We start from the raw sequence: 11843 nt of genomic DNA on the forward strand, positions 1-11843 counted from the left end.
GTCGCCCACGGCGGGGTCGATCGACTTGGCCGACACGATCAGGCTCGGCCTGGTCCCGGCCGGCGGAAAGCCGTGGTCGCGCCGGGCGACGCCGCGGGTGACCTGGAGATACAGGATCCCGTCCCTGACCCGGTTGCGCCGCACCGTCTCGCGCAGCACCACGCCGAGCGCCGTGAGCGGCAGCGGCAGCGTGATGCGTAGCTCGGACAGAGAACGCACCAGGCGTTCCGTGTGGCGGCGCTCGTCGACGAGGCGCCCGCCCCTCACCTCGCAGACCTCGTAGACGCCGTCGGCGAACTGGTAGCCGCGATCCTCGACATGGACCATGGCGGCGCGATGCGGCCGCCACTGGCCGTTGACATAGACCACACGTGACATCGACGGCTCAGTCCATTCCCAGCGCTTTGAGCTTGCGGTGGAGCGCCGAGCGCTCCATCCCGACGAATTCCGCAGTGCGCGAGATGTTGCCGCCGAAGCGGCTGATCTGTGCCCGGAGATACTCGCGTTCGAAGGCCTCGCGGGCGTCGCGCAGTGGCATGCCCATCAGGTGCTCGCCGCCGTTGCCGCGCGGCATCGCCGGAACCATCGAGCCGACATCGGGCGGCAGCATCGAGGCCGTGATGATGGCGTCCGGATCGCCGCCGGCCAGGATCATCAGCCGTTCGACGTTGTTGCGGAGCTGGCGGACATTGCCGGGCCAGTCGTGCGACTGCAGCACCGCGAGCGCGTCGTCGCCGATGCGCCGCTTCGGCAGCCCCGTGGCCTGCGAGATCTGCTCCTGGAAGTGCTCGACGAGGTCCGGGATGTCGTCGCGCCGCTCGGCCAGCGGCGGCACCCGGATCGGCACCACCGAGAGGCGGTGATAGAGATCCTCGCGGAAGCGGCCGGCGGCGATCTCCTCCTCCAGGTTGCGCGCCGTCGAGGAGACGATGCGCACGTCGACCGCCACCTTGGTGGTGCCGCCGACCCGCTGGAACTGCTGATCGACGAGCACGCGCAGAATCTTGCTCTGTGTCTCCCGCGGCATGTCGGCGATCTCGTCGATGAACAGCGTGCCGCCGTGCGCCTCCTCCAGCGCGCCGACCTTGCGGGCCTCGACGCCGTTGATCTGCTCGGTGCCGAACAGCTCGATCTCCATCCGCTCCGGCGTGATGGCGGCGGCGTTGATCACCACGAACGGACCGCTGGCACGGCCCGACAGGGCGTGCACGGTGCGGGCCGTGAGCTCCTTGCCGGCGCCGGAGGGGCCGACGACCATGATTCGGCTGTTGGTCGGCGCGACCTTCTCGATCGTCTGGCGGAGGTGATTGATCGCCGCGGACCGTCCGATCAGCGTGGTGGGGAACGGAGCGATCTGCTTGAGCTCCCGCACCTCGCGCTTGAGCCGCGACGTCTCCAGCGCCCGGTCGGCGACCAGCACGAGGCGGTCGGCCTTGAAAGGCTTCTCGATGAAGTCGTAGGCGCCCTGCTTGATGGCGGCGACGGCGGTCTCGATGTTGCCGTGGCCCGAGATCATCACCACGGGCAGTTCCGGATGGTCCGCCTTGATGGTGGCCAGCAGTTGCAACCCGTCCAACTTCGAACCCTGCAGCCAGATGTCGAGGAACACCAGGCTGGGCCGCCGCGCCTGAATGGCCTTGAGCGCGTCGTCGCTGTCGCGCGCCGTACGAGTGCCGTAGCCCTCGTCCTCCAGGATGCCGGCCACCAGCTCGCGGATGTCGGCCTCGTCGTCGACGATCAGGATGTCAGACGCCATGTCGTTGCTCGTCCTGCTGATGGTCTGCTTCGGCGGTGGTGGGCTCGGCGGCGAAACGCAACCGGAACCATGCCCCACGTGCACCCGGTGTGCGCTCGGCCGCGTCGTGAAGCTCGATGCGCCCGCCGTGCTCCTCGAGAATCTTGCCGACGATGGCGAGACCGAGACCGGTCCCCTTCTCGCGGGTCGTCACATAGGGCTCGAGCAGCCGCCGGCGGTTCTCCTTCGGTAGCCCTATTCCGTTGTCGATGACGTCGATCACGATGTCCTCCCCGTCGCGCGCCGCCGCGACGTGGATGTGTCCGCGGTCGAGTTCGGCAGGCGGAACCGCGGCGATCGCTTCGGCTGCATTCTTGATGATGTTCGTGAGGCCTTGGGAGATGAGACGCCGGTCGAATCGTGCCGGCATCGGTCCGTCCGGTATGTCGGCGGACATTTCGACATCGGCGTGGCCGACCCGCATGAGAAACACGGCCTGGCGCACCGTGTCGGCGACGTCCTCGGCCGTCATCACCGGCTTCGGCATGCGGGCGAAGCGGGAGAACTCGTCCACCATGCGGCGGATGTCCTCGACCTGCCGCACGATCGTGTCGGTGCACTGCTCGAAGATCTGCTTGTCCTCGACGATCACCTTTCCGTATTTGCGCCGCAGGCGCTCGGCCGAGAGCTGGATCGGGGTGAGCGGGTTCTTGATCTCGTGCGCGATGCGCCGCGCGACGTCGGCCCAGGCGGAGGTGCGCTGCGCCGTGACCAGATCGGTGATGTCGTCGAGCGTGAAGACGTAGCCGTGCTCCGGATTGGCCGACTGCTCGGTGGTCAGTCGCACCGATACGGTGCGCTCCCGCCCGGCCCGGTTGATCGACGCCTGGCCCTGGGCGAAGCGTTGCCCGGTGGTCCGGGCGCCCAGAAACATCTCGGCGAGCTCGGGCACAACCTCGGCCAGCGGTTTTCCCAGGACCACCGCCTCGACGGCTCCGATCAGCTTCTCGGCCGAGCGGTTGAGAATGCTGATCCGCCCTTCGGCATCGACGCCGATCACGCCGGCGCTGGCGCCCGCCAGCACGGCCTCGGTGAACCGGCGGCGGCTGTCGATGACGTCGCGCGCCCGCACGATATCGTCGCGTTGGGTGCGCAGCTCGTGAGTCATCTTGTTGAAGGTCTCACCCAACTGGGCTAGGTCGCCCTCCGACCGGCGGACCGGCACCTGGACATAGAGATTGCCGGTCGACACCACATTGGCGGCGCCGATGAGCCGCCGGATCGGCGCCACCAAGCGGTTGGCGAAGTTGAAGCCGATCCACACGGCGGAGAGCAGCACCGTGAGCGCGATCACGGTGAACATGAGGGCGAAGGCGATCTGCACGCCGAGGCGGCGCTTCTCGAGCTCCGCGAACTCGGTGACGGTCGTCTGCGTGTCACGGAACTGCGAGACCACGATCGGATTGAGCGGCCGGGCGACGAACAGGACGACGTCGTCGTAGCCGCGCAGCTTGATCGCCCCGGCGACGTAGTTGGCGTCGGGGTTGAGGATCACCTGCGGTTCCGCGTCGCCGACGCTAGCGAGCAGGGCCGACGGCGGCCCCGGAATCTGGATCGGCAGCTTGATGTCGGCTTTCTCGATGACGGTCTGGTCCTTGCCGATCAAGGTGGCGACCGGCAGGCCGCGAACCTGGGCCTGAGCCGTGAAGAACTGGCGGAAGCGGTCACGGTCCTGGTCGAACAGCGGACGGGCACGCCCGACGTCGAAGGCCATCGCCTGGGTCTCGCTGCGCAGCGATTGCGCGTGCTCGGACAGGTAGGCCTCGGCGACCACCAGAGAGTTCGCGATCACGCCGCGGGTCCGCTGGGTGAAGAATCGGTCCAGCCCGCGGTCCAGCGTGATGCTGGCGACCACGGCGACCAGCACGGCCGGAGCGGCGGCGATGACCGAGAACAGGCCGACAATTCGCACGTGCAGCCGCGCGCCCGCGGTGCCGCGCCGGCGCGCCTGAATGATCTGCCAAACCTCGCGGCCGATGACGCCGAGCAGGAACGCGACCGCGACGCCGTTCACCATCAGCAGGCTGACGACGACATTGTGGGTCGGAATGATGGGGGTCAGGCCGGCCAGCACCAGGAAGGTGACGAGCGCCGACAGCAGCGCGGCGACGACGCCGATCGGCCCGACGATCCGGGTTCCGGCGCCGCTGCTCGGCTTTACCGCTTCCGCGAGCTGGGCGGTCGCTGCCTCCTCGACCGTTGCCATGGTCCCCCCTCGGCCGGCGTCCCTGTCGGGACGCGCCGTATCTGCCTCCCACGATGAGGCGTTTGTACAACAATGTTGCCGAATTGAGACGAATCAACGGCGGCGCCCTCATCACGAGGACGCGATCGGTTGGATCGCACCGTGAAACCCGTCCAGCAGCCGCTCAGCTGCTCGTGCGGATCACCCGGATGTCGAGATCCCGGATCTTCTTGCGCAGGGTGTTGCGGTTGACGCCGAGAAGCTCGGCCGCCCGAATCTGATTTCCGCGGGTCGCCACCAGGGCCGCCGACAGCAGCGGGTGCTCCACCTCGCGCAGCACGCGATGGTAGAGTCCGGGCGGCGGCAGGCCGTCGTTGAAGCCGCCGAAATAGCGGGTGAGGTGCCGCTCCACGGCCGCCGAGAGATTCTCGTCCACCCGCGGTTCGTCGCTCGGCGCGTTGGCGGCCGGCTGCGCGAGCTCGCCGTCGATGACGGCGGCCGTGATGGTCTCCTGCGGATAGAGCGCGGCGAGACGGCGGGCCAAGTTCTCGAGCTCACGGACGTTGCCGGGCCAGCGGTATCGCTTGAGCCGGTCGAGGGCGGCCTTCTCGATCTGCTTGGCCGGCAGCCCCTCACGCTCCGCGACGACGAAGAAGTGGTGGATGAGGTCCGGGATGTCCTCGGTCCGCTCGCGCAGCGGCGGCAGGCGCAGCGGCACCACGTTGAGGCGGAAGAACAGGTCCTCGCGGAACAGACCCTGCTGGATCAGGATCCGCAGGTCCTTGTTGGTGGCGGCGATGATGCGCACGTCCGTCTTGATCGCGGTGCGGCCGCCGACGGTCGTGTACTCGCCCTGCTGCAGCACGCGCAGGAGCCGCGTCTGCGCCTCCATCGGCATGTCGCCGATCTCGTCGAGGAACAGCGTGCCGCCCTCGGCCTGCTCGAAGCGGCCGGCGCTGCGCGAATTGGCGCCCGTGAACGCCCCCTTCTCGTGGCCGAACAGCTCGGACTCGATCAGGTCGCGCGGGATCGCCGCCATGTTGATGGCGACGAACGTGCCGGAGCGCCGCTTGCCGTAGTCGTGCAGGGCGCGCGCGACCAGCTCCTTGCCGGTGCCGGACTCGCCCGTGATCATGACGGTCAGGTCGGTCTGCATCAGCCGCGCCAGCAGCCGGTAGATCTCCTGCATGGCCGGCGAGCGGCCGACCAGCGGGATCGACTCCATCTCCTCGGGCTGCGGGACCTTGGAGGCGATCTCCTTGGGCTCCGCCAGGGCCCGGCCCACGATGGTGATCAGCTCCTTCAGGTCGAAGGGCTTGGGCAGATACTCGTAGGCGCCCCGCTCCGAGGCGCGGATCGCGGTCATGAAGGTGTTTTGGGCGCTCATCACGATCACGGGCAGATCGGGCCTGAGCTTCTTGATCCGCGGCAGGAAGTCGAAGGCGTTCTCGTCCGGCATCACCACGTCGGTGATGACCAGATCCCCCTCCCCCTGGCTCACCCAGCGCCACAGCGTCGCGGCGTTGCCCGTCGAACGGACCTCGTAGCCCGCCCGCGACAGGGCCTGGTTGAGCACCGTGCGGATCGCGGCGTCGTCGTCGGCGACCAGAACTCGACCGGTGGGCATCGTCATCCTCATGAAGGCGCGCCGCCGCCGCGATCGGCGGCGTCGTCGCCCGTGTACATCGGCATCAACACGCTGAACGAGGTCCGGCGCGGCTGCGACTCGCACTCGACGATGCCGCCGTGGTCCCCGATGATCTTCGCGACCAGCGCCAGGCCGAGGCCGGAGCCGGTCGGCTTGGTGGTCATGAACGGCTCGAACAGATGCGGCCGGAGATCCTCCGGCACGCCCGGGCCGTTGTCCTTCACGCAGAACTCGAGCGGCAGCGACACCCGCGTCTTGCTGCCCGGCAGCGACAGGCGCACGCCCGGCCGGAATGCCGTGGTGAGGTGAATCTCGCCGTCCGTCGCGGTCGGCCCGATCGCCTCGGCGGCGTTCTTCACGAGATTGAGGAACACCTGGATGAGCTGGTCGCGGTTTCCGAGAATCGCCGGAAGCGAAGGATCGTAGTCTTCGACGAAGCGGATGTGACGGGCGAAGCCCGACTGGGCGAGCCGCTTCACGTGCTCCAGCACGACATGGATGTTCACCGGCTCGCGATCCACCGGCCGCTTGTCGGCGAACACCTCCATGCGATCGACCAGCTTCACGATGCGGTCGGCCTCGTCGCAGATCAGGCGTGTCAGCGTGCGGTCGTCGTCGCTCGCCGACTGCTCGAGCAGCTGTGCGGCGCCGCGAATGCCCGAGAGCGGGTTCTTGATCTCGTGCGCCAGCATGGCGGCGAGCGCCGTCACCGAGCGGGCGGCGCCGCGGTGGGTGAGCTGGCGGTCCATCTTGTCGGCGATCGAGCGGAGCTGCAGCATCACCACGACGTGGCCCGGCTGCTCCGGCACCGGCGCCACATGGAGGTCGACGATGCGCTCGCCCGACATGCGGGGCGTCGCCAGGTCGACCTTGTACTCGTTCACCGCCGCGCCGCGTCCGCGCACCTGCTCGACGAGGGCCAGCACCGGGCTGCCGAACGGCACGAGATCGCGCAGCTTGTAGCGCCGCAGCAGCGGCGCCGAGATGTCGAAGAAATGCTCCGCCGCCGTGTTGGCGTCGGTGATCTCGCCGTCGGGGCCGACCACGACGACCGAATGCGGGAGCGAGTTGAGGACGGCCTCGGCCGACGACATGCCGAGGGCGGCCTGACCGGACCAGTGAGGTCGGGCTTCGAAGGGGGCGGACTTCATGCGGCTACCTTCCACTTGAACGCGTCGAATGCGTCGCGCAGCCGGCCCGCGACCTCGGCGGGCTCGTCGATCGTGAGCACCCTCGCCCGCCACGCCTTCAGGTCGGTGACGGAGGTGCGGGTCTCGGCGGCTGCGGCGTCGAGCGCCCAGCCGATGTGCTTTCTCGCCTGCCGTCCGCCGAGCTGCGTGCCGTACAGGGTCAGCATCTCGTCGTGGAGCTGAAGCAGGAGGACGAGCTGGTCGTCGAGCGCGGGTGCGCCTTCGCGGCGACCGGTCGCCAGATAGCGGGCGATGCGTCCCGGCAGCCACGGCTTTCCGCAAGCACCTCGGCCGATCATCACGGCGTCGGCACCGGACGCTCGGAGCGCCGACACGGCGTCGTCCTCGTCGAGAACGTCGCCGTTGACCACCACCGGGATGCCGACCGCATCCTTGACGGCGCGCACCGCGGACCAGTCGGCCGTGCCGGTGTAGAACTGGCACCGGGTCCGGCCGTGAATCGTCACCAGCCTGACGCCAGCCTGCTCGGCGCGGCGCGCCAGCTCCGGCGCGACGATCGAGCGATCGTCCCAGCCGAGCCGCATCTTCAGCGTGACCGGGATGTCGACGGCGGCGACGGTCGCGGCGATCAGCGAGACGGCGTGGTCGAGATCGCGCATCAGCGCCGAGCCGGCCTGGCCGTTGGTGACGTTGCGGGCCGGGCAGCCCATGTTGATGTCGATGATGTCGGCGCCTGCGCCGGCGGCGATGCGGGCGCCTTCGGCCATCCACCGGGCCTCGCGGCCGGCGAGCTGCACGACGTGCAGGCCGAGGCCGTGACGCTCGAGCCGCAGGCGCGCCAGGGCCTTGCCCTCGGCGAGCGCGGCGCAGGCCGTCATCTCGGACACGACGAGACCGGCGCCGAGCCTTGCCACCAGGCGTCGGAACGGTGCATCCGTAATGCCGCACATGGGGGCGAGGAACACGGGATTCGGCAGCGCTACCGAACCCACCGTGAGGTCGCGCGAGGGTCGGGGGTTACCGAGATGCATATATGCCTATACTTTGGGCGTAGACGGCGTTTGCATAGACCTTAGCCATTCCGTGCGCCAAATCAAGCCTTCCGCGCGAGCACGGTTTATCAGCCGTCGTGGCTCGCCCACACTGGAAGCCGGTTGCGCTTGCGCGCGAGCGGATTAAAGCAAACTGTGAAGAATTGCAGGTCAGGAGCCTGAAAAGATGACTGGAGGCGTGGCAGCCGTCGTGGTGGCGGGGGGGCGTGGCACCCGAGTGGGGGGCGCCCTTCCGAAGCAGTACCGCTGCATTGGCGGCATGGCGGTCATTCGTCGCACACTCATGGCGTTCACTGCCCATCCCGACATCGCTGCCGTGCAGACGGTCATCCATCCGGACGACGAGGGGCGGTTCGCCGACGCAGCGGTGGGGCTGCCGGTGCTGGCCCCCACCCACGGGGGGGCGACCCGCCAGGCCTCCGTCCATGCCGGCCTGGAGGCGCTGGCCGACCGGGCTCCCGATATCGTCCTGGTGCACGATGCCGCGCGGCCGTTCGCGTCCGCCGCCCTGCTCGACCGGGCGATCGCGGCGGGCCGGACCGGGGCGGCCATCCCGGGACTCCTGGTCAGCGACACCGTGAAGGCGGTCGACCCGGCCGGCCGGGTGGTCGAGACCCTCGACCGCTCCCGGTTGAGGACGGTACAGACCCCCCAGGCCTTCGTCTACCCGGCCCTGCTGGCGGCGCACCGCAAGGCCGCGGCCGCCGGGCGCGACGACTTCACCGACGACGCCGCGCTCGCCGAATGGGCCGGAATGAGCGTCGCGGTGTTCGACGGCGAGCCCGGCAACGTCAAGCTGACCACCTCCGACGACTTCCGCCGCGCCGAGGCCGATCTCCTCGCCGCGCTCGGCGACGTCCGGGTCGGGACCGGCTACGACGTGCACACCTTCGACGAGACCGGCGACCATGTCTGGCTCGGCGGGGTGAAGATCCCGCACGACCGCGGGGTCGTGGGCCATTCCGATGCCGACGTGGCGCTCCATGCGCTCGTCGACGCCATTCTCGGGGCACTCGCCGACGGCGACATCGGAGTCCATTTCCCGCCGAGCGACCCGCAGTGGCGCGGTGCCTCCTCGGACCGCTTCCTCGCCTTCGCGGTCGACCGGGTGAAGGCGCGCGGCGGGCAGATCGCTCATGTCGACCTCACCGTGGTGGCCGAGGCGCCGCGGCTCGGCCCGCATCGCGAGGCGATCCGGGCCCGGGTCGCCGAGATCCTCGGCCTGTCCGTCGACCGGGTCGGCCTGCAGGCCACCACCAGCGAAAAGATGGGCTTCATCGGCCGCCGCGAGGGCCTGGTCGCCTGGGCGACCGCCACGGTCCGCCTGCCCTGGACGACGCCGTGACCGACCTCGCCTTCCCCGGCGACGTCTCCGCGGCGGCGGAGCGCGTCCTCGACGCCTGCCGCGCGCGGCGTCTCACGCTGGCGACGGCCGAGTCCTGCACGGGCGGCCTGGTCGCCGGTGCCCTGACCGAGATCGCCGGCTCCTCCGACGTGGTGGAGGCCGGCTACGTCACCTACTCCAATGCCGCCAAGGAGCGGCTGCTCGGGGTGCCGCACGACACCCTGGTCCGGTTCGGCGCGGTGAGCCGCGAGACCGCCGAGGCGATGGCGCTGGGCGTGCTGGAGCACGCGCCCGTCGACCTCGCCGTGGCGGTCACGGGAATCGCCGGCCCGGGCGGCGGCTCGCCGGACAAGCCGGTCGGCCTCGTCCATTTCGCCGCGGCGATGCGTGGACGGCTGCTGCTGCACCGGGAGCGCCGCTTCGGCGCGCCGGGTCGCCGCGCGGTGCGGTGCGCCTCGGTGCTCGAGGCGCTGGCGATGCTCGAATCCATGGCGACCGGGACCTCCACCAAGCGTTGAACGCCAGCCCATCGGCTGCGTTGTCGTCCGGACGGCCGCTGTTTCGCCGTCGAGAGGGGCGACATGCTGCCGAACGACGAACGCAGCCGCGAGTATCTGCGCGCCATCACGGGTTTCACCCGCTTCGCCAGCGAGACGGTCACGCCGGACCGGCTGATGCAGCACGCGGTGGCACAGGTCTCGCGCGTCACCGACGTCGGGCACGTCAAGGTGCTGCGCTATCGCGCGGAGCACGGCGATCTCCTGGTCGAGGCCGGCGTCGGCTGGAAGGACGGTGTCGTCGGCCACGCCACGCTCGGCCTGGAGATCAGCTCGCCGCCCGGCCGCGCCGTCCAGACCGGCGGCACCGTGGTCATCGACGATCTCCCGCACGACCGCGAGTACCGGCTGTCCGGGCTGCTGCGCGACCACGGCATCGTCTCCCTCGTCAACGTGCCGATCATGATCGACGGCCGGACCTGGGGCGTGCTCGAAGCCGACAGCGAGATGCCGCGACGCTTCGACGAGTGGGACGTCGACTTCCTCACCGCGATGGCCAATGCGCTCGGCTGCGCGCTCGCCCGTCACGCGGCGGAGCAGAACGTTTCCGCCGCGCAGAGCCGCGTCGTTCAGGCACAGGCGCATGCCGAGATCGTGCTGCGCGAGTTCCAGCACCGGGTGAAGAACAACCTGCAGCTCATCGTCTCGTTCATGGCGCTGAAGCGCCGCGAGACCACGGCCGAGGAGACCTACGACGTGCTCGGCACCGCGATGACGCGGGTGCAGACGATCGCGGTGGCGCACGATCTCCTGTCCAAGGGCAAGGACGCGACCGGCATCCGTTTCGACCAGTATCTGCGGGCCTTGTGCGCCAACATCAATCCGGACCAGGGCAGCGTGTCGATCCAGGTGACGGCGGCCGACGCGCTGCTGCCGCTCGACCGCGCCGTGCCGGCCGCGCTGGTGGTCAACGAGCTCGTCACCAACGCGCTCAAATACGCCTTCGGCGAGCACGGCGGCACCATCCGGGTCGGCTTCGATCTGGCCAGCAACGGCAGCGAGGCGCGCATCTTCGTGGAGGACGACGGCGCCGGCCTGCCGCAGCCGCGCAAGGCCGGATTCGGCCTGAAGATGATCGAGGCCTTCGCCCAGCAGCTCGCCGGGCGGGTGACCTATGGCAGCGCCGAGCGGAGCGGCAACGGAACCCGGATCGAGGTGATCTTTCCGGTGGTGCCCGGCCCGATCGACATCCGTCACTCGTAGGCGACGGCGCGCCGCGGCCCCTTGCCGTAGACGACGTCGGCGCGCGTCTCGAAGGCGGACGCGAAGCGGCGGAACGCCGCGTCGAACACCGCGCCCATCAGGGTGCTCAGCATGCGGCTGCGAAACTCGTAGTCGATGAAGAACTCGACGTCGCAACTGTCGTCGCCGGCCGGCTTGAACGTCCAGCGGTTGGACAGGACCTTCAGCGGCCCGTCCAGATACTCCACCGTGATGAACAGCTCCGGCCGGTTCATCGTCACCCGGGTGGTGAAGTGCTCCTGGAAGACCTTGTAGGACACGGTCATGCGGGCGATCGCGACCTCGATCCCCTCGCCCGCCGGGGTACGGCCGCGCACCTTCATGCCGGTGCACAGCGGCACGAACTCCGGATAGCGGTCCATGTCGGCGACGAGGTCGAACATGTCCTCGGCCGCGTGAGCGACGCGGCGGCGGGCGCGAAAGCGCGGCATCGCGGTCAGCGCCTTCCGGCGCGGGCGGCCTGCAGGCGACGGAAGTCGTCACCGGCATGATGCGAGGAGCGGGTCAGCGGCGAGGACGAGACCATCAGAAATCCTTTTGCGTAGGCAATCGTCTCCAGCGACTTGAACTCGTCCGGCGGCAGGAAGCGGGCGACCGGATGGTGCTTGCGGGTCGGCTGGAGGTACTGGCCGATCGTGAGGAAATCGACGTCGGCGGCGCGCAGGTCGTCCATCACCTGGAGGATCTCGTTCCGGGTCTCGCCGAGCCCGACCATGATGCCGGACTTGGTGAACATCTCCGGATCGATCTCCTTGACCTGCTGCAGGAGCCGGATGGAGTTGAAATAACGGGCGCCCGGCCGCACCGTGAGATAGAGCGAGGGCACCGTCTCCAGATTGTGGTTGAACACGTCGGGCCTGGCCGCGAC

The 11843-nt window shown here is 69.4% G+C and carries 11 protein-coding genes; 3 read left to right on the forward strand and 8 right to left on the reverse strand.

Annotated features, from left to right (window positions below; genetic code table 11):
* The 6 genes from CH341_RS35895 to dusB all read right to left on the reverse strand — a co-directional run.
* Positions 1-378: aminotransferase class IV (locus tag CH341_RS35895; RefSeq protein WP_245431058.1), on the reverse strand; the 378-nt coding region annotated here is incomplete at its 3' end.
* 7 nt (positions 379-385) lie between these two features.
* Positions 386-1756: a nitrogen assimilation response regulator NtrX gene (gene ntrX / locus CH341_RS14460; protein WP_111419717.1), complete on the reverse strand. Its 1371-nt coding sequence runs from the start codon at positions 1754-1756 to the stop codon at positions 386-388.
* Positions 1746-4001, reverse strand: a complete 2256-nt coding sequence (locus CH341_RS14465) for a sensor histidine kinase NtrY-like (protein WP_111419718.1) — start codon at positions 3999-4001, stop codon at positions 1746-1748. The genes ntrX and CH341_RS14465 overlap by 11 nt, the downstream gene beginning before the upstream one ends.
* A gap of 163 nt (positions 4002-4164) precedes the next feature.
* Positions 4165-5607, reverse strand: coding sequence for a nitrogen regulation protein NR(I) (ntrC, locus tag CH341_RS14470; RefSeq protein WP_111419724.1), 1443 nt, complete (start codon positions 5605-5607; stop codon positions 4165-4167).
* Positions 5608-5615: 8 nt separating this feature from the next.
* A complete protein-coding gene (locus CH341_RS14475) occupies positions 5616-6722 on the reverse strand; it encodes a two-component system sensor histidine kinase NtrB (protein WP_111419725.1) in 1107 nt (368 codons plus the stop codon).
* Between the two features lie 53 nt (positions 6723-6775).
* A complete protein-coding gene (gene dusB, locus CH341_RS14480) occupies positions 6776-7810 on the reverse strand; it encodes a tRNA dihydrouridine synthase DusB (RefSeq protein WP_111419719.1) in 1035 nt (344 codons plus the stop codon).
* 187 nt (positions 7811-7997) lie between these two features.
* Here dusB and CH341_RS14485 point away from each other — a divergent pair, with 187 nt between their 5' ends.
* From CH341_RS14485 to CH341_RS14495, 3 genes are all read left to right on the forward strand, one after another.
* Positions 7998-9176, forward strand: a complete 1179-nt coding sequence (locus CH341_RS14485) for a bifunctional 2-C-methyl-D-erythritol 4-phosphate cytidylyltransferase/2-C-methyl-D-erythritol 2,4-cyclodiphosphate synthase (protein WP_111419720.1) — start codon at positions 7998-8000, stop codon at positions 9174-9176.
* The gene (locus CH341_RS14490; RefSeq protein ID WP_111419721.1) at positions 9173-9694 is read left to right on the forward strand and encodes a CinA family protein; all 522 of its coding nucleotides are present in this window, start codon (positions 9173-9175) and stop codon (positions 9692-9694) included. The genes CH341_RS14485 and CH341_RS14490 overlap by 4 nt, the downstream gene beginning before the upstream one ends.
* A gap of 63 nt (positions 9695-9757) precedes the next feature.
* The gene (locus tag CH341_RS14495) at positions 9758-10936 is read left to right on the forward strand and encodes a sensor histidine kinase (protein ID WP_111419722.1); all 1179 of its coding nucleotides are present in this window, start codon (positions 9758-9760) and stop codon (positions 10934-10936) included.
* Here CH341_RS14495 and CH341_RS14500 read toward each other — a convergent pair.
* Positions 10927-11406, reverse strand: coding sequence for a type II toxin-antitoxin system RatA family toxin (locus tag CH341_RS14500; RefSeq protein ID WP_111419723.1), 480 nt, complete (start codon positions 11404-11406; stop codon positions 10927-10929). The two genes, CH341_RS14495 and CH341_RS14500, sit on opposite strands and share 10 nt — an antisense overlap.
* Before the next feature lie 5 nt (positions 11407-11411).
* A partial coding sequence (locus CH341_RS14505; RefSeq protein WP_483475688.1) for a lipoyl synthase occupies positions 11412-11843 on the reverse strand: 432 nt, incomplete at its 5' end.

This window comes from Rhodoplanes roseus, from assembly GCF_003258865.1.
Lineage (GTDB): Bacteria > Pseudomonadota > Alphaproteobacteria > Rhizobiales > Xanthobacteraceae > Rhodoplanes > Rhodoplanes roseus.